The organism is Lactobacillus sp. ESL0679, from assembly GCF_029433515.1.
Classification (GTDB): Bacteria; Bacillota; Bacilli; order Lactobacillales; family Lactobacillaceae; genus Lactobacillus.
This window is the reverse complement of the sequence record NZ_JAQTIG010000004.1, coordinates 39,042-65,063: the sequence shown is the minus strand read 5'-3', so window position 1 is coordinate 65,063 and position 26,022 is coordinate 39,042. Positions and strand designations below refer to the sequence as shown.

Genomic DNA, 26,022 nt, shown 5'->3' with positions numbered 1-26,022 from the left:
AGGAGGCTATGGCCTGTAAAAAATATCCTGTTAAAGAACATTACAAGATATCATCAACAAGAAAAAGTGTGCAGCCGCTATAATCTAGTAGCGCAATTGTCACTATATTGCAAAAATAAGCAACAGGTTAAAATTAACCTGTTGCTTATTTATTATGTCATTAAATTTCATCGTTAAACTTAGCTGGCGTTGCGTTATAACCATCTGCTTGGGCAACTATGACGGCACTATCTGCCGATAAACTTGGATCGGCTGCTCCCAGAAGCTGGAAATTAGCATTTTCTGGAGGAATAACTGCCTGCAGGGCATCTTCCCTAGTTAGCTGTGGAATCCAGTCGTAAGGAATTCGATAAGCCCGAAAAATCAGCCCGTCACCTAGGTTAGGATAAACATACTCCCAGACGATTTCCTTATCCTGTGTTACCTCTAAAAAACGTCCCTCTGTTCCCTCATCAATTAACGTGTTACCGTTGGGTAAACGTTGAGCGCTGCTGACAAGCGGCGAATAGAAATGATGACGATGAAAGGGAGTATGGCTATCGGCAATATCAGTTGCGCCAAATGACCAAACGACTGCCAAAGTTACTGGGTTGAATTCAATTACCCGTGAAGTGTCAATACGACTAGTTTTTGCCCCTGTACTTGAAGTCTGATTGGGAGCACCATAGCCGGCCCAGCCACCGTTATTGAAGACCAAAATATTACCAGCTCCAGGCAAGCCCTGCGGAATCATATGTGTGTGATGCATCCCAATTAACGGCCCCAATTTTTGTAAAGCAGTGCTTGTGGTATAGTCTGGACCAATCTGCCAGACAATTTTGCCAGCTTCATGATCAATAATCCACATAATATTGGCTTCACGAGAATCCATTATAATGTTATCCGGCTTAAAACGGACATCGCCTTCGTCAAACCAATGGTTTGGTCCTAAATAACTAGCACAATTAACATGGAACAGGTCACCTTCACCCTCCCCATTAAAGCTGTCCTCATGAATATTTGGGTCTCGAAAAATAGCATTCTTTTGCAAATTAGATAAATGAAATTCATTGAAGTGGTCTGTTATGTGCCACGACCAGAGTTTTTTTCCACTACGGTCAATTTCTAATAAAACTTCTTCAAGTAAGGGTTGTGGTGAAATCTTAGGCTTTTTAACATTGTTATGCGTCAACAATAATACTTTGTTGAAATCATCTTTAACAGTTTGACCTGGGACAAAATAGCCAACTGAGTTACCTTCAATTTGATAGTCATGGTGTTGCCTAGCGACCCAAGTTTTGCCGCAATCCCGATCCGTTACTTCTTGGTTATGATTAAAACTCCAGATTACATTACCATTCCAATCAACCTCGGTTACATCAGCATAATCTTGGTAGGCATCCAAGCGATTGCGACATCTGAGCGAACCGAAGATTTTACCACCAGGAATCATTTTGTTAGGAAAGCCCTGCAACCCGCGCCACTGATGGACTACCTTCCCAGACATATCAATTAACACAGCACCAACGCCGCCAGCGTTAAATAAAGTATAGCCATTCCACGTCTTAGCAGGATCGAACATCACCGTTCCTGTTGGAAAAACATTTCTACCCATGATAAAACCTCCTTATGCTTGTTTATTTTCAAATTTATTTAATAGTGCCATTGCAAGCGGTAAAAGCAAAAAGCCTACAACCATCATGGCAATTGCGTACCAATTTATGCCAACAACTTGGCCGTTGACGATTACGCCAAATTGAACTTTCCAATTGTATTCGACTAATAAAAAGACAACGAGCAAGATTGAAATAATAGGAATAATGATGTCTGTCCAAACATTTTTAGGAGCATCTAGGACCTGCTCCCTGTTAGTTCCCCGGTAAAAACGCATAACAGAGAGTGGAACAACAATAAACTCGACGAAGCTGACCATTGCAGTTAATGTAATCAGATTTGTCATGTTAAATTGAAAAGCCATCGGAATTAAAATAACTAGAATTATCGAAATGAAGTAACTTCTGATCGGAAAATTGTTTGCTGTTCTTTTAGTTAGTTTCCTGGATAACTGTCCTTCTTTAGCCATTGCTTCTAGAACTCGCGGAATACTGAAACTTTCAGCAATATTAACACCTAGCATTGAAATTAAAGCGCCAACTAGGATTAGGTCACGAAGAATCTCGTTCTTGAAAATTGCACTGATAGCGACAACCTGCTTAGTTGTCATTAAGGCCTGTGGATCTAGTTTTAGGGCAACTGCGATAATCCCCATGTAGATGAATGCAATGATAAAAATAGACAGTGGAATTGCGCGCGGCAAGTTCTTTTCAGGATGTTCCATGTCTTCTGCACCCGAAGCAACTGATTCAAAGCCCATGAAAGAATAAAAAGCAGAAACCACGGCCATTGCAAGACCACTAGTAGTTAATGCTGGAACAATCTTATGACCGTTTTGTCTAATTTGGTCAACTTCTGCAAGGTGATGAGTTGCTCCAGTAGTCAGCATCAGAACAACTGCAGCTATAATAATTAAAATAAGTGCAGCAAGCTTACCAATGGTTGCCATATTCATAACGTATTTGACAACTTTTTGACCGAAAAGATTAATTATAGTAATCAAAACGACCAAGAGTAATAGTCCAATGGTTAATGACATATTATTATTGGGATTGCCACCAAAGATAGAAATGGTCGATTTAACAACGCCAGTTGCCATTACTGACCAAGTGACACTAGCGGCAAAGTAGCGCAAAATCCCCATGTAAAAGCCTAACTTGTCGCCAAAAGCCGCCTTCGAATATGCATATGAAGCCCCAGACTTAATAACATATTTAGCAGCTGAAGCTGATGAAATCCCAAAGGCTGCCGCACAAATAGCAGCAATTAAGTAAACCCATAACGACATGCTTCCAGCTTGATTGACAACACTAGCTGGCGTTAAGAAAATTCCCGAGCCAATCGTAGTATTAATTGCCAAAAAGACAATAGACCAAAAGTCTAATTTATCGCCAATATTTTTGTTCTTCATTTATCTTTCCTCTTAATTTGATAATAAAAAATGGGCATGTTAGATTAAAAAAACCTAACATGCCCACTTTGGCACTTGATATTTAGAACATAATCATGCTAACGCACACTTGCTAGGTATTAATTAATCTAGCAGGTTGCAATATGCGAGCTAGATACGGCTTTATTTTGTCCGTATCTAATACAACGGACGTTATTTAACCATAATAGGTATAAAAAACGCCTGCATAATATCGCTGAATTGCTTGTAGTGATTGTTGCATGAGAATAGTCCTTTCTTTAATGATAGTGTTTATTAAAACATAAAAGTTCAATGTATACAATAGTAAAATTGCAAAAATATTAAATTAAAATTAATTATTGGTACTATTTATCAGATTTTAAACTTAATTGCGTTAACTTCAAGGGTTAGATTTGTCTGTTACTTTTTACTTTCAGATTCTGCACGCTTGCGCAACTTGTCAGCCTGCTGCTTAGTTAGAGCTGGAAAGACAATTTTGAACTGACTGCCTTGTCCCTCAACAGAATCAACGCTAATCTGGCCGTGATAACTGTTAACCAGTTTTTGCGCAATCGACAAGCCCAGTCCATTGCCACCCTTCTCACGTGTGCGAGCCTTATCAACGCGATAAAAGCGATTGAAAATCTTGTCCTGTTCGACCTTGGAAATCCCTTCACCAAAGTCTTGGACAATAATATTGACTTCATCTTGTGAAAGACCAGCCGAGACATTCATTTGCTTACGGTCAGTTGAATATTTAATACCATTATCAATCAAGATTACGAGTAATTGCTCTAGATGGCCTTGATAAATCTGGACTTCCGTATCTTGCGGCAAATCATCCATGTCGAGACTAATATCAAAATCTTGATGAACCAGCGACATGTCGCTAACCACGCGCTTTAAAACCTCTGAAATCTTAGTCACAGCATTCGGATATTGAACATTAATCTGCTCGGCACGCGTCAAATCCAACATTTCTTGAATTAGGTGCTGCATGCGCTTAGCTTCTTGCAGTGATGCATTAATCGATTCATCCAAGATTTCAGGATCGTCCTTGCCCCACCGCTGAAGCATATTTAAATGACCTTCGATTACCGCCACGGGAGTGCGCAACTCATGCGAAACATCCCCGACAAACTCTTTCTGCTGGTCAATATACCGCTGCATTCGGTCCAGCATTTGGTTAAAGGACACCGCTAATTCTTGCAATTCGTCATTGCGATGAAAATCAGCAATTCGCGCCGTACTATTCGGGTCATCGTTGACCTCACGTGCCACCTTCGACATTTCCTTAATTGGCTTGACAATGTCTTGGACAATAATAAAGGCAATCAAAGTAAACAACACAATTGCAATGATTGAAATGCGCACCATCCATTTAAGCAAGTTTTTCATCAGACCGTTGTAATACGTCATGCGGTTAACAACCACAATGTAGCCGGTCAATTTGCCAGTCCTGATTGAACGTACTTTTTGGTATGTAATTAATTCTTGGCGATTATCTTGAAAAGTCTGTTCCTGCTTATATTCACCCTTAAAGTTCTTAAACGTCGGAATTTCATTTTCGTTGCCATTATCAAAAACATCTTCTTGCTGTAAGTTATAAACAACCACATTTAAGTCAGGATTGGTCAATGATGCTAACAAATTATCATTAAAGGCGTTACTTGCCCGATCGTCGCGACTAATCACAGGATCGCCCTGCAAGACCTTTTTAGCAGAAGGCGTTAGCGCCGGGACAACATTCGCAATTTGTAATTCACCCGAAATGGAACTGAGATTTTCATTCAGCTGCACGACCATTTGGTTAGACGTTTCCTTCTGCTGACCAATTGATTGCTGACCAACAAACGTGTAAATAACTACTGAAAATACAATAAAGGAGACCATAATCGTCAAACTGACGATACTGACCCACCGTACAATTAACGATGAGCGTTTGGTCCCCTTTTTACTTTGTTCATGCTTTTTAGTTCTTTTCATCATCTTCATCTCTTACCATATATCCGGTACCGCGAACGGTCTTGATATAAGATGGTTGCCCGGGAACGTCAATTTTATTGCGAAGATAACGAACATAAACTTCTACAACATTAGTTTCAATGTTTGAACCTGGTCCCCAAATTTTAGAAAGCAATTGATCACGGCTAACAACATTGTTCTTATTCTTAATCAATGTCATGAGCAAGTTATATTCCCGCTTCGTCAAGTCGACAGTTTTACCATCGCCGCGACGAACAATCCGGTTAGCCGTTTCAATTGTCATGTCCTTAAACTTAATAACTTTCTTTTCAATTGTGTCGTCAGAAGCTTCTTTTTCAATTTTAACCCGGCGTAAAACAGCGCGTAAACGGGCAAGTAACTCCTCAATTGCAAATGGCTTAACAATGTAATCGTCGGCACCATGGTCAAGACCAGAAACCCGATCAATCACGGAATCACGAGCTGTCATCATAATAATCGGCGTTGTCTTAACTTGACGAACTCGCCGAGCAATTTCTAAACCGTTCAAGTCTGGCAACATTAAGTCAAGCAAAATTGCATCAAAATCTTCGTTCAATGCAGTTTCCAGTCCCTTACGACCGTTTGCTTCAACAACTGTTTCATATTTTTCGTGTTTTAATTCTAGCTCGACAAACCGAGCCAAATTCTTTTCATCTTCAATAATTAGTATCTTTGCCATTTTATCCATCCCTTTTAAAATTATTGTTCGCACCAAAAACTAAAATATTTTTAAACTTAATTTAATAACTAAAGGATACTTTAAAAAAGCAAGCAAAACAAGCTTAAGCTTCCAAGTTATCTTAACTTTAATTATCTTAAAAACACTTAATTTATTCAATCTTTATCTTGCTGGTCATCCTTATGGTCTAGCAATTCCTTTAGTTTGGCAAACGCCGGATTAACCTGATTCTTTTTGCCTTCGTCAAATTCCGCTTCCGAAATAACAGCCCAGCCATTACCTTCTGGATAAATATCCTGGTCTTCTTCTTCGGGCGTTAATATCGTTGTTGGAATATGCAAGAGTAGATTATCCTCGATTGCTGTTTGCAAATCAATTTGATCATCCTCAACCTGCACAATCGGCGTTTCACTAGCTTCCAGTTCTTCTTTAGAAACTACATCTTCAGAATAATTTTCACTAAAACGAAAATCTTCATGATAAGTCACTGGCTCTAAGCTCCGACTTGACGGGACAACTAGATCAGCTGTGACGTGCAGATCACAAGTAACGTATGGCTCATTATAAAAAGCATCACCGTCTAAGCGAACATTTTCAACTTTGTACAGCAGCTTTTGACTACGCTCCAAAAATTCTGGTCGCATTGCAACTTCACGCTCAATATGCGTCAGCGGTGCCTTGCTGCTTTCTACTTGCGAAAAACTAATCGTAAACATCCTTAAACCTCCAATGGTCTGCGACCAAAGTTTTGGTCAACTTGCAAAATTTGCTCAACCAGCCGATCCACGCGCAATTGCAAGTGCATTGAGCCCGAACGCGTATTCTTTTGGTCAACCTTTGAAATAACGTTAGCAGTTGTTTCTTTTCTGATTTTCTTCAGATAACGACGACCTAATTTGCTATAACCAAGCAAGAATAATGCCTCATTGTTGAAACTGTCCAGCATGTCATCCTGGGTCACGTTTAATAAAGTATACAAACTTAATCGGCGCAAGCGTGAATAAGTATAACGCTTAGACTTGATATAGCGCAAGAATTCCGTAAAATTACGTGCACGGTGAATTTCCTGCTTCATTTTGTATTCAAGTCCCTCACTCATTTGGTAAATTTGCCGCAATTCTTCAACTGACGAAGACTCAAGGCGATACTTCAAAAACGGGAATAACAAGTTCCAGTTAGGATAAGCTGATTGCTGATACAGCTGCGCTACTTCGGTTTTAGGCAACCACTGTTCTAGTTCAGCGCCTGTTTTTTGGTGCAAAATAATATTCCGAATAGCACTAGCACTCTGCACGACACCTTCACGCTGCAGTAAATCATCATGGCCTGCACCAATTCGGTTAACTGGATGCAAAGTAAGCGGCGTCCACAAATTATGGTTGGCAACCGCATAAGCTAGCCCTAAAATTGCATTCGGCTGGTTAACTTCATAGCCCACCTCGCGTGCAACCATCTCATTATATTGAGTTGAATAGGTCTGACTATAATCGTTAAAATTCATGTGATTAGGCGGAATTTCAGCAATCTTACTGCCAAGATAGGCAAAGTTAAGCGTAGCATCTTCCACACCAAACACTAAATCGCTGACACCTAATTTAGCTAACTGATTAATACTCCCTAGTGAAAAAAGGTCAGCAGGCTCAACCGAAGTTGAAAAAGGCATCTCAAAAACAAGGTCGGCGCCACTATTTAGCGCAGCCTGTGCTCGTGACCACTTATCCATGATTGCCATTTCACCACGCTGAACATAATTTCCCGACATCAAAACCACAATCGGATCTTTACTGCCAGCCAGCAGCCTTGCCTGATTTAACAAAAACTCGTGGCCACTGTGCAAGGGATTAAATTCGGCAATGATTCCCACTACACTCATTGTCAGCTAGTCTTCCTTTAATTCTAGTTGCTTACCTTCTGACCACAATTTTTCTACATTATAAAAATCGCGCGCCTCTTCGGTAAAGACATTGACAACGACATCGCCCAAGTCAAGCAAGAGCCAGTTAGACTCGCTTGACCCTTCAATGCGATAGTCATAGTAGTCAGCCTGATGCGCCTCATCAACAATTGCATTGGCAATTGCGTGCAGCTGCCGATTAGAACCGGCACTGGTTGCTACGTAATAATCAGCCAAGATACTAATTCCCTGCATGTCATAGGCAATAGTATCTTCACCGTGGCGGTCACTGATGGCTTTTAAAACAAAAGTCAAAATTTCTTTACTAGTCAAATTTTTCTCCTTAATTATTTTTAATACTCCACACATTATATGCTTTAAACGTGCGCGGATAAATCTTATCTCTTTTTTCAGCTAAAAAGCTGAGGCTATGTGCTAGCTGGTAGCCCACACCAGCGTCTAAATTGGCAAATGTTACCTCGCGCGCTTCTTCAACTCCAGGAAAATCGCGGCCAGGCTCAATGAAATCAGCCATGAAGACTATCTTATCTAAAGTCGTCATTTCAGTATCACCAGTCGTATGCCGGTCAACAGCCGTTAAAATTTCACTATCAGTGATTTGCAAATCGCGCTTAATAAAGTACGTGCCAACAATCCCGTGCCAAATTGCACGATTCCAATTTAAGAGTTCCTGATCAAAGCCCTGCGACTTAATCACTTCACGATATTCTGCAACTGGGACCTGTTTGGCATAATCATGGACAAAACCAGCTAACGCAGCCTTATCTTCATCATAATGATTAAGCTGAGCCAATTTTTGCGCGGTTTGGCTCACACGCACACAATGCGCAAACCTAGATGCATCCATGTTGGCTTTTTCTTTAGCGATAATTTCCTTGCTTGATAAAGGTGAATAAGTGTTTGCAAAAAATAAATCAGTCATAATAGAGTCCCTTTCGATGAATATAATCGCTAACCAGTTTTGGAACTAAATATCTAATTGAGCCGCCCATTGCAATTGTTTGCCTAATTGAGCTTGAACTTAAGTCAATTGCTGGAACATCAACCCAAATAATTGGCAGTTGCGCCTTTTGCTCATATCCCGGACGCCTAATACCAACCAAAGTTGCCAATTGAGCTAATTTAAGTGGCTCTTTCCATTCACTTAAATTATTAACCTGATCACTGCCCATAATCAAATAATAATGATTTTGTGGTGCTTTTTCATGCAAATAAGTCAGAGTATCAACAGTGTACGAAACACCGCCACGAAACAGTTCAAATAATTTTACATGAAAATGCGGATTATCTTGCGTTGCCAATTCGAGCATATTCGCCCGATCTTCTGCAGATACAGTGGGCTTATCTTTTAAAGGTGGAATATTTGTTGGAATAAACCAGATTTCATCTAAATGCAGCTTAGTTAGGACTTGGTCAGCTACGACCAAATGAGCTAAATGAACAGGATTGAAAGTGCCGCCCATTATCCCAATTTGCAATCCTTGGGACTGCGGAATTTTTTCTTCTTTAACCTGAACTACCGGCTTTTTTTCAATACTTTTTGCAAACGTCATTCTTCGCCTCTAAATTAACGCGCGTCTAATTCCTAAACCAATCTTGTCAGGCGTGTATATTTTGACTAAACAATCGGCAGGCACCGTGATAAAGCCAATGCCGCCAAATAATAGATCGCTCTTATAAGTCGGATGCATTTCTTGACCCTTGAGTGCAGGCAGGTCTTCCCCCTCTGACGGCGGTGTTAGCAGGTCACCCACATGCTTTTGGTAAAATTCATCCGCATTTTCTGTCTTTGTCCGGTGAACATATAAATTTCGCGCAACATAGACCGTAAAGCTGGTTGGCTCGCCCTTTAAATAATCTATCCGGCCTAATCCTGCCAAAAAGAGCGTGTTACCTGGTTTCAACTGGTAAGTTGCCGGCTTAAGTGGCTTTTGCGGTGAAATTGCCGCCAAATCTTGCGGCTTAAGGTGTGTTGCCAATTGATTTTCAGACATAATTCCTGGTGTATCAACCAAAAAGTGGCCATTTTCTAACGGAATTTCAATTCGGTCAAGTGTTGTCCCCGGAAAGCGTGACGTCGTAATCAAGTTCTTGACGTCACCCATCTTGTCAATGATTGCATTAAGCAGCGTTGATTTACCAACATTGGTCATTCCGACAAAATATACATCTTCCGTGCGAGACTTCTTATCCAAATAAGCAATTAAATTAGTTAAATTTTTCTTTTTAGCCGCACTAACTAAGAAAATTTTCTTGGGAAAAAGCCCAACACGATTTGCTTCCTGCCGCATCCAATCCTTAATTTTGCTTTCGCGTGAATTAAGTGGGAAAAGGTCAAACTTGTTGCCGACTAAAATTAACTCATTGTCACCAACAAACCGTTTCATTGATGATAAAAGAGAATTGGTGAAATCAAACAAATCAACGACATTAACCACCAATGCCTTCTTCTCGGCTAAAGAGTTGAGTAGGGCCAAGAAGTCATCATTATCAACATCAACCGGCATGATTTCATTATAATGTCGTAAGCGAAAACAGCGCTGGCAATAAATATCGTTGCCCTCGTCTTCGCTCTCAAGTGCCTTCTTAAGCCGTGAAGCTGGCAAATAACCTGCTTCCTTGGGATTGTCGGATTGCAGCTGCGCGCCACAACCGATACAAATAATATCATCCATTTTTTAATGTCTCCTTAAAACTTACCCGGTGGGAAATTGCTAAAAAGAAAAAGATAATTTTTTCCAAAAACCGGTTAATCCGAGTATTCCACTTATCTGTTTCAATTAATGGCTTAACCAATACTGACTCGACGCCAGCTAGGTTACCCGCTTGAATGTCCGTGATTAACTGGTCACCCACCATCATTACCTGCTTCTTAGTTAAGCCCATTTCCTCACGCTTTTTTGTAATTGCAAATGGCAATGGCTTCCTAGCTTTAGCGACAAACTCGATATGATACGGATTAAGTACTTTGCCCACTCTGAGTGCATTATTGTTTGAAATAACAACAAGTGTTACCCCAGCAGCTGCTAGTCGCCGATTAAGCTGGTCCATCTTCTTAGCCGTTTCAAACTCATTCCATGCAAGCAAAGTATTGTCTAAGTCCGAGAATACTGCCTTAATTCCCATCTGGTGCAGTACATCAGTATCTAAATGATAGATTGTATCAATTGTGTAACGTGGCCTGAATATCATCTAGCTCCCCTTTTCTGCCATCTTCTTAGTCTAATATATCAAAAAATGACGTCAAGGTCATAAATTTTGACATAAAAAAACGGCGCCATAAGCGCCATTTTTGAATTAATTTAAAGCTTTCTTAGCAGTTTCTGCTAATTGTGCAAAAGTCTTTGAATCGTTATAAGCAATGTCAGCTAACATCTTACGGTTAATATCAACACCAGCTACTTTCAAGCCGTGCATTAACTTAGAATATGAAATATCATTTTGTCTTGCTGCAGCATTGATTCTAGCAATCCATAACTTTCTGAATTCGCTCTTACGTCTTCTACGGTCACGGAATGCATATCTGTAAGATACAAATAATTGTGTACTTGCAGCCTTAAATTGCATATGCTTTGCGCCACGGTAACCCTTGGCAAGCTTCATAACCTTCTTACGACGTTTACGTGTTACTGTTCCACCTTTAACTCTTGGCATCTGAAATTCCTCCTAAATATCGTTGTTCTCGTCTAACTTGATAATTAACGCATTTGAGAGAGCATCTGTTTGATGCGCTTCAAGTCGCTGCGTGAAACTAATGCAGCCTTTCTCAAATGACGACGTTGCTTCTTGGTCTTACCGTGGAAACGGTGGCCAGTAAATGCGTGATGACGCTTTAATTCACCAGAAGCAGTTCTCTTAAAACGCTTTGCAGAAGCGCGGTGGGTTTTCATTTTAGGCATTTTTCAATTCCTCCAAATTAACTAGTTTTTACTTTTTGTCACTCTTAGGAGCGAGTATCAAGAACATTGAACGACCTTCCATCTTCGGCTTGCTAATCACAGTAGCAATATCTGAAGTGGCTTCAGCCATCTTCTCCAGCACTTCACGTCCTAATTCCTTGTGGGTGATTGCACGACCTCTGAACCGAATCGAAACACGAACTTTAGCGCCCTCTTTAGTGAGGAACTTTTGTGCGTGCTTTAACTTAGTGTTAAAGTCATTACCTTCAATGGTTGGACTTAAACGGATTTCTTTAACGCTGACTGATTTAGACTTCTTACGAGACTCTTTGAGTTTCTTCTGTTGTTCAAAACGGTACTTACCATAGTCCATGATGCGAGCAACTGGTGGCTTGGCATTAGGCGAAATCAGAACTAAATCTAAATTTGCAACACTTGCTTGCCGTAATGCTTCAGTCTTAGTTACAACACCAACTTGATCACCATCTGCATTAATTAAACGAACTTCGCGTGAACGAATTTGGTCGTTTAATATTAAATTCCTTGGTATAATTCTTCACCTCCGTGTTAATTTGAGGACAAGAAAAGAGCGGGTATTAAGTACCCGCTCTTAATCAACAGAAAATATCGATTAGCCCAGAGGTCAACTTAACTTAGGCGAGAAGCGGGAGCTTCTTCTTGTTCTCAACTAATAAGTAATTATAGTACCAACTACATACTTTTGTCAATAACAATCATCCATTTATCTGATTCAGGTTTAATCAGCTCTTAATTTATTATTAAAATAATTTATTTTATCAAATTATCTTTAACTAGCCAAATAAAATGCTTCCAGTAATTGGTCCTTGAACCAATTATCTGGAAGCATTGTTATGCAAATTTAATTCAGTTGTTTACCAACTAAGCTGCCGACTAATGACAAGGCAAAGCAAACTACAAAATAAAGTAATGCCAAAGCCACAAACATCGGCAATGTAAAGTTAGCATTCTGCCCATAAACAATCTGTGCTTGCTGAGTCATTTCGGGAACAACGATAATAGTTGCTAGTGATGTATCTTTGATTAGTGATACTAACTGGCTAACAAGTGTGGGAATCATGTGCTTATACGCTTGCGGCAATACAACGTGCCACATTGCCTGCGCAAAATTCATCCCCGTTGAACGGGCGCCCTCCATTTGTCCAGTTGCAACCGATTGAATCCCCGAGCGCACGATTTCTGCAATCATCCCAGACTCAAAAACCGTCATCGCAATAATTGCAGCTGGAATCACATCAGGTCTATAGCCAAAGTTTGGCAGGCCAAAATAAGTAAAGAAAATAATTAATAGTAACGGCAGGTTGCGAACAACATCAACAATAAAGCCAACAGTCGCTGAAACATATTTAATTTTAGCGAACCGTAAAATCCCCATTAATGAGCCAATCACAAAGCTCAAAACCATTACAATTACGGAAATACCAAGTGTAACCTTTAATCCCAGTAGTAAAAATCTAATATTAATCCAGGAAAAGGCGTTAATCCAAGTTTGCATCGTTTTGCACCTCCCTAGCTCAATCTTTTCTCTAAATAATGCATGTAATAACTTAGTGGCATTGTTAATAGCAAGTATAAAATGCCAACCACCAAATAACTATTGATTGTATCAAAGGTTGTTGATGCAATCGCATTGGCTTGATAAAGCAAATCAAAGCCGGCCACAAAGGCCAAAATAGAGGAATCCTTGATCAAATTGACAAATTGATTTCCAAGAGACGGAATAACGATTTTAAATGCCTGGGGCAATACAACATAACGCATTGCCTGCCAATAGGTCATCCCAGTTGAGCGCGAGCCTTCTAATTGTCCAGCTTCCACTGATTGGATTCCCGAGCGAATAATTTCTGCAATAAACGCTGATGTGTAGAGAGTTAATCCAATTGTGCCCGCGGTAAAACCGTTAATTTTGAAAAAGTACAGCGGGATAATCAGATAGAAGAACATCACAATTACCAGCAAAGGAATATTACGAAAAACTTCAATATAAATTCGGCACAAAAAGTGAACTAGTTTACTTGGCAGCATTTGCAATAGCGCAAGTGAGGTACCAATTATTAAACTGAAAACTAGGGTAATCAAGCTGCACAATAACGTCCAACCCAGACCAACTAACAGCTGATTACCAAAATGCATAAAAATGTTAATCATCGTTGATCCATCTCCTTGTAGTTAAATCCGGGAACTTTACCAAACCATTTTTTAATTAAATGATTGTATTCCCCACTATGCTCTAACTGGACAATTGCGCGATTGACAGCTCGCTCAAAGGGCTTTTGCTGCTTATTAATCGCAATGCCATAAGGCTCTTTAGTAAAAGTACCACCAGTTACAACAAGGCTAGGATTTTCGACTGCCAAGCCGTAAAGCACCCCATTATCTGAAACCAAAGCATCACCTTGGTGCGACTTCAGAGCACTAACTGCTTGACCATAATTCTGCATCCCAATTACTTTTGCCTTGGGTGCAAACTTCTTAACTACTTCAGAAGAATTATCACCAACAATTCCAATAACAGTTTTACCATTCAAATCATGCACGTTTTTAACACGAGAATGAACTGGTACGAGCAGCGACTCGCCCGCATTGAAATACGAATTAGAAAATGCAATTACTTTTTTTCGCTCAGGCGTGATTGACATTGTCGCAATTACCGCGTCCACATTACCGTTTTTTAGTAATGGAATACGCGATTGTGCGGTTGCTGTTACGAACTTGGCATGACCATTTGGTCCCAAAATTTGCTTAGTAATTGCTTTAGCAAGGTCAATTTCAAAGCCTTTGTGGACGTCATCACGCACATCAATCAGACTAAACAGCTTCATATCTGCTTCCACGCCCCAAGTAATCGTCTTAGAACTCTGCGCATTTTTTAAAACCGCTTGATCTGCTACCTTTTGACCACAGCCTGATAGAAACAGCATGCAAAACAGCAGCGGGACTAACCAAAATTTCTTTTTCATCATGGTCACCTCTTAATGCGCAATGATTTTGCTTAAAAACTGTTGTGCACGTTCAGTCTGAGGTTGGTTAAAGAAAGCTTGACTGTCATCATCTTCGACGATATGACCTTGATCCATAAAAATCACGCGATCGGCAACTTCCTTAGCAAAGCCCATCTCATGCGTCACGATCAATGACGTCATTTCGCTAGCCATTGTCACCTTTTTAATGACCTGCAAAACCTCATCAATCATTTCGGGGTCAAGCGCTGAAGTTGGCTCATCAAATAGTAGCAGCTTCGGACGCATGGCTAGCGACCGGGCAATTGCCACCCGTTGCTTTTGCCCACCTGATAGTTGGCGCGGCATATTTTGCGCCTTATCAGCTAAGCCAACCATCTCTAGTAAGTTCATCGCGCGCTGTTTGTTTTCAGCTTCTGGCACATGACTGACAATCCTTGGCGCCAGCATAATATTCTCCAGCACATTTTTATTAGCATAAAGATTAAAGTGCTGAAAGACCATCCCAACATCCCGCCGCAAGATATTTGCATCTGTCTTGGAATCCGATAAATCGTGATTATTGACGATTAATTGACCACCTTCAATTGATTCCAACTGATTAATCGTGCGAATTAACGTACTTTTACCAGAACCAGAAGGCCCAATGAGAACGACAGTCTCGCCCTTATCAATTTTTAAATTAATATTGCGTAAAGCATGAAACTTACCATAAAATTTCTGCACATTGTTGAATTCGATCATCGACATAAATTTCTCCTTGTTAGTAGAAAATTTAAGTATCAAATTGAACACTCAGCTAGCTAAAATCCAATAAAGCCAATCGTCTACACAACTTTTGTAACTCAACGGGCAATATTTTCAGATTTTTTAAATTTAAAAGTGCCGAAATTATTAATACGTTTTCTAATTCTTATTATTGCTGATTATTTTTCACGTGAATATGACTTAACGTCAGCGTCAATTTCTTTAATAAATTCGTCTAAACTCTTGGCAATTTCCTTGTCAGTACCGTAAGGACGAACATTAACGCTGTTATCTGCCATTTCCTTATCACCCAAAACAAGAGTGTAAGGAACCTTTTGGGTTTGGGCTTCACGAATCTTGTAACCCAATTTTTCGTTTCTAAAGTCAACTTCTGCTCTGAAGCCACGCTTGTTTAATTCATCGCGAACCTTCTTAGCGTAATCGCCGTGAGCATCAAGGTTAACTGGAATAATTTCTGCTTGAACTGGTGCAAGCCAAGTTGGAAAGGCACCCTTGTAAATTTCGATTAAGTAGGCGATAAATCTTTCCATTGTCCCTACAATTCCGCGGTGAATCATAACTGGACGGTGTTCTTCACCATCTTGACCAACATAAGTTAAGTCAAATTGTTCTGGCAACATGAAGTCAAGTTGGATCGTTGACATAGTTTCATCATTACCTAAGGCAGTCTTAGTTTGAATATCAAGCTTAGGACCATAGAAAGCAGCTTCGCCTTCAGCTTCCACGTAGTCAAGACCCATGTCATCCATGGCACCCTTAAGCATTGATTGACTTCTCTCCCACATTTCATCGTTAGCAAAGTACTTCTTGGTGTTCTTTGGATCACGGTATGAAAGACGGAAGTAGTAATCAGTAATGTCAAAGTCCTTGTAGACATCCATGATTAATTGCAAAGTTCTAGCAAATTCATCTTTGACTTGGTCTAAGGTAACAAAAGTGTGACCATCATTCAATGTCATTTCCCGAACTCGTTGCAAACCTGACAGAGCACCGGATTTTTCATATCTGTGCATCATGCCCAATTCAGCAATTCGAACTGGCAGTTCACGGTATGAACGAATGTGATGCTTGTAAATTTGAATATGTGATGGACAGTTCATCGGCCGCAATTCAAGCATTTCGCCATCGCCCATGTCCATTGGTGGGAACATGTCATCGCGGTAGTGTGCCCAGTGACCTGAAGTCTTGTAAGCATCCAAGTTCATCAATACGGGTGTGTAAACGTGTTGGTAACCGCGAGCAACTTCTTTATCAATGATGTAGCGTTCAATCACACGGCGAATGGTTGCACCCTTTGGCATCCAGTAAGGAAGACCAGCACCAACCTTAGGGTCAACGAAGAATAAGTCAAGGTCACGGCCGATTGTCCGGTGGTCGCGTTCCTTAATTTCTTCGCGGCGTTTAATGTCGGCATCAAGGTCAGCCTTCTTGAAAAAGGCAGTTCCTGAAATTCTTTGCAACATTGGGTTGGAAGATTGTCCTTGCCAATAAGCACCGGCAACACTGAGCAATTTAAACTGCTTAATCTTACCAGTATTTGGCAAAAGTGCATCGAAGCCAAAGTCAACAAAGTCGCCTAATTTATATGCTGCAACAGTGTCGTTTGGTTCAGCCTGAAGTAATTCCAACTTGAACTTGTCATCTTTGAAAATATTTTCTAATTCACTCTTAGACATCTCTACTTGTTCAATCTTAGCGCCACTCTTAACAGCCTTTTGGATAGCCTTTTCTAATTGTGGTAATTCACTAATCTTGATTTGGTTTGCCTTGTCAGTATCAACAAAAAAACCGTCGTTATCTGCAGCGTGCTCACCTAAGCGCAATTCTGGATAAGCCTTTTTAGCAACTGCTTCAAAGACAAAGGCAACAGTTGCACGTAAAACGTTCAGGCCGTCTTCATCTTTATCAGTAATAATTGCTACTTCTGCATCGTCATTTAATTCGTAATCAACTGACTTCAATTCGCCGTTAACTTTTCCGGCCATTGCAGCCTTACCAAGTGAAGTTGAAATATCATGTGCTAAATCAGCAATTGAAATAGCTTGGTCATAGTCACGGTTTGACCCATCAGGCAAAGTAATTGAAAAACTCATGTTTACCTCCATAAACAAAAAAGCCCCAGTGCAATTAAGCACTGGGACGTATATTAGCGCGGTTCCACCCAAATAGATTAGAGTATCTCTAACCCTCTCTTAAGATTGATAATGGAATCCAGCCTTTGTTAAAACCCTTATTAGTAGAATGAGTGGGGTCTTGCTCATGAAGGACTTCCAGAAAAGCGTCCTTCTCTCTGAGTTGAGCAACATCATGTTCATTCATTGCACTTTATTATACGCAAACGACGATTAAATGCAAGAACTTTCTAATAGAATTTGATTAAAAATAAATTAATGACGGCGATTGGGCCCCGACACGACTACTTCTTTAGCCAGTGTCCGCACCCGTTCCATCAGGCGTTTGGCCTTAATTGGATCCAGAGCATTCTTGGTTTCTTTAAAATGGTCTTCCAAGTCAGCCATCGCAAAATTCGACGAGAAAAATGTCGGCAGAACATTGTCCATCCGCGCTTGCAAAATTACACCTAGGACATCATCACGCGACCATTGGCTCAGAGTTTCTGCACCAATATCATCTAGCAGTAATACGTCAGCTTGGCTCACGCGGTCAATTTCTTTCTGCAAACTGTTATCTTCAAAATGACTGGACAAACCAGCAATAAACGTTGGCACGTGTAAAAAGACCACTTGCTTCCCCATCGCCGCAACCGAATTGGCTACTCCAGCTAGTAAGTATGTCTTACCAACGCCGAAGCTTCCCGATAAATACAGCCCTTGCTGATGAGGATTTTGGGGATAGCCAGCCAAGAATTGCTGAATAGCTGCTAACGCTTCTACACGTCCCGCAGCTGTACCATCCACTTGACTAAGACGCACATCATGCAACGTTTCCGGCAAACTAATCAGGTGCAAATGCTTCTTGGTATTAGCACGCAAATTTTGTTCAATTTTGCTTTCATCAGGTACATAACGCAAATCAATTGCATGATGATTTAAGAACAATTCTGGCCGATAACCAGCTGTTACAGGATCTTGCTTGTGTTGTGCCAAATAATATTCGTATAAATTCGACCAGCTCTTTTTAATCATTTCAGATGTAATTTGATCCTTGTGCTGGTTCAAAAACTGTTGTACATTTCTATCCGCCAAAACCTGCTGGTAAATTTGCGCCAAATTGTGCTTTTTAGCAATTTCTGGATTTAAATTATTAATAATATCACCGATTGATTGCATAATCTCACCTACTTCATGCCATTTTTATCTTCTAAATCCTTAAAGAACTTCTTCAAGTCAGCGGAAGAAACATCAGTATTTTGTGTTGCCGTTTTTTTACTCCAGTCAGTCCCCTTCTCGACCCGCTTAGGTTTTGTCGAATATCGAGGGTAATAACTCTTCTTTTGCTGGCGCTTCTCCATATATTCCAAAGCCTGGCTACCAGTCTTAACGCCATGCTGCAGCCAATCATGCAAGATCGTATTTGCCAAACGGTAAGACACAGATGGCCCACTATTCAAGCAGGCATACGTCAAGATATTGAGCAATTCTGCTGGAATATCCTTTTGGTTATACAAATTATCTAGCACCTTATACTCGCTGGCATCAACATAATCATGCTTATCGGTTTTTAAGCGGTACAAAAATTGGGCTGGCGACTTAGTCTGCGCCACCTGCAAAATTCGCTGGTCACGCAAGCTCAAACTAGAATTATCCTGAATTGTCGCCTGTGGATCCTGCGCTTGCTGCAGGTTTTTCCGTGTGCCCTCTGCATGAATATTTTCCGCAATAGTCCGCTTAATTAACGGCATATCAAGCTGATAACTATCATGCAGACACGGCAAAGTTTCATCCACAAATTCCTGTTCCGACAAGCCATAAGTGCGCATTATTCCTCGGATAGCCGGACGATTTTTATCAATTTCGCTAGCGGCAATCTGGTAAATTTCAAACTGCTCTTTCATAAACTGCCAGTCAATCTGATCTTGCTCGTTGACACTGGCTGTCGCAGCCTGCTTGACCTGATTTTCCTGTGCAGCTTGCTGAACATCAGGTGACGGACTAATTGCTTCCTCATCTGGCAAGCGAAAAACATCCATAAATGAGGCAGAAACATCCTTAGCGGTTTGCATGCCGTTGACCTGGTTCTCACTGCGCTTATTTTCTTGCGCAAACGCATGGCTCAGTCGCTGAAAAGTTGTCACACCAACTTTTTCTTTTAGCAAACTCGCTAGTAACGCGGTTGCGAAAAACTCACTGCTGCCAGGTACGCGGTTTAAAGAAAACAGCAGCACTTGCCCCATGATCTCATTTTTGATAATGCGGGTCTTAACCAATCCTACTGCCTCTAGCTTATGCAGCGCCTGAAACAATTCTTTCAAACTGCAATCAAGTTGCTCCTGCAAATGATAGATGCCCTTGCTATCTGACAAAATCGCCGCAGCATCGTAGTCTGCCATTAGCGTCAAATAAAGAGCAACCCCACTAGCACCAACTAGCGGCTGGTAAAGCTTAATCAAAACTTGCAAATCCTGCGGAAAAACCGTCACTCGATTAATGATGAAAAAGGGCTGTTTGGGATTAGAAGTCTCAAACATTAGTAGTTCCCTTCTCCTCACGTTTAGCAATCATGTCTTCCATGGTCTTCATAAAGCTGGACATATCTTTAAATTCCCGGTAAATGGAAGCAAAGCGAATGTAAGCAACATCGTCAATATCAGCCAGTTCATCCATCACAATTTGGCCGATTTTCTTTGAGGAAATCTCACTAATACCCTGTTTTCTTACCTTATTTTCAACATGGTCAACCAGCTGTTCAAACTGCGCGCTAGTAATCGGGCGCTTTTGACCAGCAGCCATTACACCATGCAAAATCTTTTTACGACTGAATGGCTCTCTTGTACCATCATTTTTAATAACTAACAACGGGGTCGTTTCAACACGTTCAAAAGTTGTAAAACGAAAGCCACAATTTTCACATTCACGTCTACGTCTAATCGCCCGGTTTTCATCGCTGGGCCGAGAATCAATGACACGTGAGGCATTTTGCCGACAATTAGGACATTCCATTCTTCTCTCCTTTTAACTTAAGTAACAACTCAGCCAATTTGGCTTCTAGTTCTTCTATTGTACCAGTATTTGTAACTACATAATCGGCCAACTTGATTTTTTGTGCAAGTGGCATCTGATTTTTAATCCGATTTAGTGCCGCCTGGCGCGACAACTGATCACGCTGCATTAACCGCTCAATCTGCATTTCTTCGGGAATTGCAATTAGCAATGTCTTATCGCAGTATTTTTGACCGCCTGATTCAAATAAGACCGGAGCATCAACAATAATTAATTGCCTGCCAGTTCGCTTATTTTGCGTAATTTTAGCCTGGATTGTTTGAAAAATCAATGGATGAGTAATTTTATTCAAGCTTTCTAACTGCTTAGGATTGCTAAACACCACTTTGCCAAGCTGATGCCGATTAATTGTTTGATCTGGATTTAAAAACTTTTTACCAAAATGTTGTACAACTTGCAGATAGCCATCTTCGCCAACATTTAAAATTTGATGAGCAATTAAGTCGCTATCGATAATTGGCAGCCCCTGTTTTCTAAAAAAGGCATCTGCCGTGCTTTTACCACTAGCAATACCACCAGTCAGGCCCAACACTAGTGTCATTTGTAGACCACCTGACACTTAGGACAAAAAGTAGTACCGCGACCATTAACCTTGATTTTTTCGAGCGGACTGCCGCAACGTGCACACGGCTCACCCTGATGACCGTAAACCCGCAGCATTTTTTGAAAACCACCGGTTTCGCCATTGGCATCAAGATAAGTATGTACAGTAGTACCGTGTCTTGTAATCGCCAAGGCAATCAGCTTATTAATGTTATCATGCAGCTCGGCCACTTTCTTTTTAGGAATTTTGTTAGCGCTACTTAACGGATGAATTTTGGTTTCCCACAAAACTTCATCGACATAAATATTGCCTAAACCCGCCACAATGGTTTGATCAAGCAAGGTGCTTTTAATATTTTTCTTCTTACGGCTAAGACCTGCTGCTAAAAACTCTGTGGTAAAAGCAGCAGAATTCGGCTCAAAGCCTAACTTGCTAATTCCAGTAACTACCTGTTCAGTCCCAGTTGCTACTAACTGCATCCGTCCAAACTTGCGCACGTCATTATAGCGCAACGCCGTATCATCAGTGAAGGCAAACTGCACGTGATCATGTTTATCCTTAGCTGCAGCAACCATTGTCAACCGATATTTACCTTCCATGCGCAAATGCGACACAATTGTCAGATCACCACTTAGGCGAATTAATAAATACTTGGCATAACGATCAATCGTCAAAACCTGCCGCCCTGCAACCTGCTTAGCAAATTCATCGGGATCACTAGCAATAATTTTGGGATACCACAGTGTTACCTGTTTAATTGTTTTTCCTTTAATTAAGGGAAGCAAAGTGCGGCGTACTGTCTCAACTTCTGGCATCTCTGGCATTAATCTATCTCCTTACTTTGCATCGTACCAATTATGGCCCCAACCTGAGTCAGCAATCAGCGGAATATCAAGTCGCACCGCTGACTGCATCACTTCTGGAACAATCTTCTTAATCGTTTCTAATTCATCCTTCGGAACATCAAAAATCAACTCATCGTGCACTTGCACCACCATCTTGGTCTTGAGGTGCAACTCGTCTAACTTCTGTTGCATGTTAATCATGGCAATCTTAATAATATCGGCAGCTGACCCCTGAATTGGCGAATTAATCGCGGTTCTTTCCGCAAATGACCGCACATTAAAGTTCTTGGCATGAATGTCAGGCAAATAGCGGCGGCGGTGCATAATTGTTTCGGCGTAGCCCTTTTCGCGAGCTTCCTGGACAGCCTTGTCCATATAATCGCGAATTTGCGGATATTGCTCAAAGTAATTATCAATAAATTCTTTAGCTTGCTTGCGACTAATATTCAAATTCTTAGACAGGCCATAATCGGAAATGCCATAAACAATCCCAAAGTTAACGGCCTTAGCCCGGCGACGCATCAGCGGTGTTACTTCATTTGGAGAATCTAAATGGAAAATCTTCATCGCGGTGTGTGAGTGAATATCATACCCCGTCTTAAAGGCTTCCTGCATATGCTCATCACCGGAAACCTGCGCCAACACACGTAATTCAATTTGCGAATAATCGCAGGAGAAGATATAGCCATCAGGAGTACTCGGCACAAATGCCTTGCGAATTTGCTTGCCTTCTTCGGTTCTCGTTGGAATATTTTGCAAGTTGGGATCAACTGAAGATAGCCGACCTGTTGCCGTTAACGTTTGTAAGTACCGCGTATGAACGCGGCCGTCTTTTTGAATTACATCCAGCAATCCCTTAACGTAAGTTGACTGAATTTTGGCAAGTTGCCGATAAGTCAAAATTTCGTCAATAATCGGGCTTTGCTCTTTTAACTGGTTTAAAACATCAACTGAAGTGGAATAACCAGTTTTAGTCTTTTTAATTGGTGGCAAGCCCATCTTTTCAAACAAAATGTGCCCTAATTGCTTAGGTGAGTTGAGATTGAAGCGTTCTCCAGCCTCTTGGTAAATTTTGTTCTCAAGTTCCTGTAATTCCACGGCAAATTCGTTTTGTAATTGAATTAAAGTGCCAGCTTGCACCTTAATGCCGTTCATTTCCATCACCGCTAAAACGCGCGCTACCGGAATTTCAATGCTCGCATACAGGTCATCTTGCTCATGGTCCTTAAGGCGCTTGAGCAATTCGTCCTTCAACCTAACAATTGACTGAGCCTTGCTGGCCAGGTGACTGAACAAAATCTGGTCATCATCAGGAATGTGTTCCTTTTTGCCCTTACCATAAACTTCAAAGTCACTCTTAACAGAATAATCACCATACAAATGGCAAACTTCACCCATGTCGTTGGAGTTGTTTTCATTGTTTACCAAATACGAGGCTAGAAGCATGTCGTAATCTATCCCGCGAACATGAATATCTAGCCGATTAAGACCAACCATTGTCCGTTTAAGGTCAAAGACATCCTTCTTAATTTGAGCATTTTCCAAAATTTGCTTTAACGGCTGGGTTTGCAAGAGCTCAATATCGCGACTGACATAAGTTTGCTCACCGATTTTAAGAGCAAAACCAACAAAGTCAGCCAAGTGATAATTAGCGCCCAGCATCCCTAAATAAAAGCTAACAGTCGATTGCTCGTCAACCTTAATTTGTTCTAACTGCTCCTTAGTCAGTTCAACATAGTCAATCTTAATTTCTTCTTTAGGGGCATCTTCGCCAGTAGCAGCGGCATCCAGTTGACTTAAAAATTTGCGAAAATTCATCTTCTCGTAAAACTGCCGCAACTTATCCTGATCAACCTTTTGCCACTTAACATCTGCCAAATTAATGGTCACTGGACTTTTACGATCAATTGTTGCCAATTTTTTAGCCAAAAATGCCTTGTCCTGATCATTAATCAGGTTTTCCTTTAACTTGGACTTCTTCATATCAGCAACATGCTCGTAAAGACTTTCAACCGAACCATATTGCTGGATTAAGCGTGAAGCCGTCTTTGGTCCAACCTTGGTTACACCAGGATAATTATCAGAATTATCACCCATTAATGCCTTCATATCAATGAACTCAGTTGGTGTAACACCATTAACTTCCTTCATGTGTTCAGGAGTGTAGGCTTCTAGGTCTGAAACTCCAGACTTAGTTACCATGACTGTCGTCTTTTCTGAAGCCAGCTGAGTCAAGTCCTTGTCCCCAGTAACAATCGTCACCGTCATGTTTTGTTCTTCACCAAGACGCGCAAAAGTACCAATAATATCATCGGCTTCATAATCTTTCAATTCGTAGGTGGCAATCCCCAAATCATGCAGCAGTTCCTGAATATATGGCAGCTGCTCCAATAATTCTGGTGGTGTCTTTTGCCGGCCGCCTTTGTAATCACCATACATTTTATTTCTAAAAGTTGTCTTGCCGGCATCAAAGGCAACCAAGACATAATCTGGCTTAACGTCTTTTAACAAAACATCCAGCATATTTTTAAAAGCATAAATGGCATTAGTGTGCAGACCTTCAGCGTTTTTGAAGTTTTCGAGCTGCCGATAAAGTGCATAAAACGCACGAAAGGCAACAGAGTTACCATCAATTAAAAGTAATTTTTGATCAGCCATAGTTCTCCTCATTATTAAATCGTCAGTTAATTCACATACCATTCTAACAGTTTTAACGGCTTCTAGCAGGTTACTGACTTAATTATGGTTTAAAAAAACTAGTCGCGTTGCAACTAGTTTCTTAGTTAATTTTATTTTTGCAATAATTTTGCGAAAGCGTCCTCGTATTTTGGAATGTCGCCAGCACCCATAAAGATAATGACGCTGTCATGATTTTGGGTTAAATCAGCGATATTCGCTAAATCAATCACTTCAGAACCAGGAATTTGTGCGGTTAAGTCTTCACTAGAAATATCACCGGCACTTTCACGAGCTGAAGCATAAATTGGTGTTACGTAAGCCTTGTCGACGCCATGTAAGATTTCTTCAAAATCCTTAGCATATTTTTTAGTCCGAGAAAATGTGTGCGGTTGAAAAACAACAACAAGACGTTTACCCGGGAACTTTTGGCGAGCAGCTTGAATGGTGGCCCGCATCTCTGTTGGGTGATGGGCATAATCATCAATTACATTAATGTCGCCATAATCAGTTTCGGTAAAGCGACGCTTAGCACCATGATAAGTTAACAAACCCTCTTGAATATCCTTTAACGGAATATTTTCAGTATGCGCAACCGCAACAACTGCCGTTGTATTCAAAATATTATGGTCACCAAACAAATGAACAGTAAAGCGACCAATATTTTCACCATGAGCCAAAACATCAAAGGTTGAACCAGTAGTTGACCGCTCGATATTAACAGCTTGAAAGTCATCACGATCATCAAAACCATAAGTATACTTAGGAATGCTGGTCTTTAATGCTTGCAGACGGCTGTTGCCACCCCAGACAAAGAGTCCCTTCTTAGTTTGATCGGCTGCCGTTTGGAAGGCAGAGGTGTAATCATCCTGATCTTTAAAATAATCAGGGTGATCGAAGTCAATGTTAGTCATAATTTGGTAATCTGGGTGGTATGCCAAGAAGTGGCGGCGGTATTCATCGGCCTCATAAACAAAGAAACGCGAGTCCTGCACTCCTTTACCCTCGCCATCACCAATTAAATAAGATGTCGGTGCAGCTTCACCAAGCACATGAGCTAATAATCCAGTAGTTGAAGTTTTACCATGCGTTCCAGAAATACCGATACTGGTGTGCATAGCAACAAGTTCTTCAACTGTATCTGGGTAACTCTGCCAAGCAATCCCCTGGTCTTCACATGCTTTAACTTCCACATTATCATTTTTAAAAGCATTACCTTTAACAATTACTTGACCACTAGGCTTAATATTCGCTGCCGCAAAGTCAACAACCTCAATCCCAGCTTTTTCCAGAGGCACTTGAGTAAAAGTGTACTTTGTAATGTCACTGCCGGCCACATTGTAGCCCAAGTCGTGCAGCAATAATGCTAAGGAGGCCATTCCTGTACCCTTAATTCCAATAAACCAAATTTGTTTGTTCTTATTTAACATTTCATTTGCTCCAAATTTTATTCAATAATCGTTTATTATTTTACCATTATTGCAGACAAAAGAGTAACAAGTGCCG

Annotated in this window: 26 protein-coding genes and 1 other annotated feature; all 26 genes read right to left on the bottom strand. The window is 40.8% G+C overall.

Annotation, left to right across the window (positions count from 1 at the left end; genetic code table 11):
- Positions 1-160: 160 nt before the first annotated feature.
- The 26 genes from PT287_RS06105 to murC all read right to left on the bottom strand — a co-directional run bounded on the left by PT287_RS06105 (position 161) and on the right by murC (position 25,946).
- Positions 161-1,594 (bottom strand): aryl-sulfate sulfotransferase, encoded by a 1,434-nt coding sequence (locus PT287_RS06105; RefSeq protein WP_277133471.1) that lies wholly within the window; start codon positions 1,592-1,594, stop codon positions 161-163.
- 12 nt (positions 1,595-1,606) lie between these two features.
- Positions 1,607-3,004: an APC family permease gene (locus PT287_RS06100; protein ID WP_277133469.1), complete on the bottom strand. Its 1,398-nt coding sequence runs from the start codon at positions 3,002-3,004 to the stop codon at positions 1,607-1,609.
- Positions 3,005-3,424: 420 nt separating this feature from the next.
- Positions 3,425-4,999: a HAMP domain-containing histidine kinase gene (locus PT287_RS06095; protein WP_277133466.1), complete on the bottom strand. Its 1,575-nt coding sequence runs from the start codon at positions 4,997-4,999 to the stop codon at positions 3,425-3,427.
- On the bottom strand, positions 4,977-5,690 hold the full coding sequence (locus tag PT287_RS06090) for a response regulator transcription factor (RefSeq protein WP_277133465.1): 714 nt from the start codon (positions 5,688-5,690) through the stop codon (positions 4,977-4,979). Before PT287_RS06090 ends, PT287_RS06095 begins: the two co-directional genes overlap by 23 nt.
- A 155-nt stretch (positions 5,691-5,845) precedes the next feature.
- Complete coding sequence (locus PT287_RS06085) at positions 5,846-6,406, bottom strand: DUF177 domain-containing protein (RefSeq protein WP_277133464.1); 561 nt, start codon at positions 6,404-6,406, stop codon at positions 5,846-5,848.
- A 2-nt stretch (positions 6,407-6,408) separates the two neighbouring features.
- A complete protein-coding gene (locus PT287_RS06080) occupies positions 6,409-7,563 on the bottom strand; it encodes a nucleotidyltransferase (RefSeq protein ID WP_277133462.1) in 1,155 nt (384 codons plus the stop codon).
- Positions 7,564-7,569: 6 nt separating this feature from the next.
- A complete protein-coding gene (gene rsfS, locus PT287_RS06075) occupies positions 7,570-7,917 on the bottom strand; it encodes a ribosome silencing factor (RefSeq protein WP_277133461.1) in 348 nt (115 codons plus the stop codon).
- Between the two features lie 10 nt (positions 7,918-7,927).
- Complete coding sequence (gene yqeK, locus PT287_RS06070) at positions 7,928-8,527, bottom strand: bis(5'-nucleosyl)-tetraphosphatase (symmetrical) YqeK (protein WP_277133459.1); 600 nt, start codon at positions 8,525-8,527, stop codon at positions 7,928-7,930.
- The gene (locus PT287_RS06065; RefSeq protein ID WP_277133457.1) at positions 8,520-9,158 is read right to left on the bottom strand and encodes a nicotinate-nucleotide adenylyltransferase; all 639 of its coding nucleotides are present in this window, start codon (positions 9,156-9,158) and stop codon (positions 8,520-8,522) included. Before PT287_RS06065 ends, yqeK begins: the two co-directional genes overlap by 8 nt.
- Before the next feature lie 9 nt (positions 9,159-9,167).
- Positions 9,168-10,280 carry a ribosome biogenesis GTPase YqeH gene (yqeH, locus tag PT287_RS06060; RefSeq protein ID WP_277133455.1) on the bottom strand — a complete coding sequence of 371 codons (1,113 nt, stop codon included), beginning with the start codon at positions 10,278-10,280 and terminating at the stop codon, positions 9,168-9,170.
- Positions 10,273-10,797, bottom strand: coding sequence for a YqeG family HAD IIIA-type phosphatase (locus PT287_RS06055; protein ID WP_277133453.1), 525 nt, complete (start codon positions 10,795-10,797; stop codon positions 10,273-10,275). Before PT287_RS06055 ends, yqeH begins: the two co-directional genes overlap by 8 nt.
- A 105-nt stretch (positions 10,798-10,902) precedes the next feature.
- Positions 10,903-11,259 (bottom strand): 50S ribosomal protein L20, encoded by a 357-nt coding sequence (gene rplT / locus PT287_RS06050; protein WP_277131488.1) that lies wholly within the window; start codon positions 11,257-11,259, stop codon positions 10,903-10,905.
- Between the two features lie 44 nt (positions 11,260-11,303).
- On the bottom strand, positions 11,304-11,504 hold the full coding sequence (gene rpmI / locus PT287_RS06045; RefSeq protein WP_122018520.1) for a 50S ribosomal protein L35: 201 nt from the start codon (positions 11,502-11,504) through the stop codon (positions 11,304-11,306).
- A 28-nt stretch (positions 11,505-11,532) separates the two neighbouring features.
- Positions 11,533-12,057, bottom strand: coding sequence for a translation initiation factor IF-3 (infC, locus tag PT287_RS06040; protein ID WP_277133715.1), 525 nt, complete (start codon positions 12,055-12,057; stop codon positions 11,533-11,535).
- A 22-nt stretch (positions 12,058-12,079) separates the two neighbouring features.
- Positions 12,080-12,190 (bottom strand) — a sequence feature (ribosomal protein L20 leader region).
- A gap of 194 nt (positions 12,191-12,384) precedes the next feature.
- On the bottom strand, positions 12,385-13,038 hold the full coding sequence (locus PT287_RS06035; RefSeq protein WP_277133452.1) for an amino acid ABC transporter permease: 654 nt from the start codon (positions 13,036-13,038) through the stop codon (positions 12,385-12,387).
- 14 nt (positions 13,039-13,052) lie between these two features.
- Positions 13,053-13,691, bottom strand: coding sequence for an amino acid ABC transporter permease (locus PT287_RS06030; RefSeq protein WP_277133451.1), 639 nt, complete (start codon positions 13,689-13,691; stop codon positions 13,053-13,055).
- Positions 13,688-14,503, bottom strand: coding sequence for a transporter substrate-binding domain-containing protein (locus PT287_RS06025; protein ID WP_277133714.1), 816 nt, complete (start codon positions 14,501-14,503; stop codon positions 13,688-13,690). The genes PT287_RS06030 and PT287_RS06025 overlap by 4 nt, the downstream gene beginning before the upstream one ends.
- Positions 14,504-14,515: 12 nt before the next feature.
- Positions 14,516-15,253: an amino acid ABC transporter ATP-binding protein gene (locus tag PT287_RS06020; RefSeq protein ID WP_277133450.1), complete on the bottom strand. Its 738-nt coding sequence runs from the start codon at positions 15,251-15,253 to the stop codon at positions 14,516-14,518.
- A gap of 176 nt (positions 15,254-15,429) precedes the next feature.
- Positions 15,430-17,364, bottom strand: coding sequence for a threonine--tRNA ligase (thrS, locus tag PT287_RS06015; protein ID WP_277133447.1), 1,935 nt, complete (start codon positions 17,362-17,364; stop codon positions 15,430-15,432).
- Positions 17,365-17,658: 294 nt separating this feature from the next.
- Positions 17,659-18,561, bottom strand: coding sequence for a primosomal protein DnaI (gene dnaI, locus PT287_RS06010; protein WP_277133445.1), 903 nt, complete (start codon positions 18,559-18,561; stop codon positions 17,659-17,661).
- 8 nt (positions 18,562-18,569) lie between these two features.
- Entirely contained in the window at positions 18,570-19,919 is a 1,350-nt protein-coding gene (locus PT287_RS06005; protein ID WP_277133444.1) for a DnaD domain protein, read from the bottom strand.
- Positions 19,912-20,391 (bottom strand): transcriptional regulator NrdR, encoded by a 480-nt coding sequence (nrdR, locus tag PT287_RS06000; RefSeq protein WP_277133442.1) that lies wholly within the window; start codon positions 20,389-20,391, stop codon positions 19,912-19,914. Before nrdR ends, PT287_RS06005 begins: the two co-directional genes overlap by 8 nt.
- On the bottom strand, positions 20,378-20,992 hold the full coding sequence (coaE, locus tag PT287_RS05995; RefSeq protein WP_277133440.1) for a dephospho-CoA kinase: 615 nt from the start codon (positions 20,990-20,992) through the stop codon (positions 20,378-20,380). The genes nrdR and coaE overlap by 14 nt, the downstream gene beginning before the upstream one ends.
- On the bottom strand, positions 20,989-21,819 hold the full coding sequence (mutM, locus tag PT287_RS05990) for a bifunctional DNA-formamidopyrimidine glycosylase/DNA-(apurinic or apyrimidinic site) lyase (RefSeq protein ID WP_277133438.1): 831 nt from the start codon (positions 21,817-21,819) through the stop codon (positions 20,989-20,991). The genes coaE and mutM overlap by 4 nt, the downstream gene beginning before the upstream one ends.
- Before the next feature lie 12 nt (positions 21,820-21,831).
- On the bottom strand, positions 21,832-24,498 hold the full coding sequence (gene polA, locus PT287_RS05985) for a DNA polymerase I (protein ID WP_277133437.1): 2,667 nt from the start codon (positions 24,496-24,498) through the stop codon (positions 21,832-21,834).
- Positions 24,499-24,629: 131 nt separating this feature from the next.
- Positions 24,630-25,946, bottom strand: a complete 1,317-nt coding sequence (gene murC, locus PT287_RS05980) for a UDP-N-acetylmuramate--L-alanine ligase (protein ID WP_277133436.1) — start codon at positions 25,944-25,946, stop codon at positions 24,630-24,632.
- Positions 25,947-26,022 lie beyond the last annotated feature (76 nt).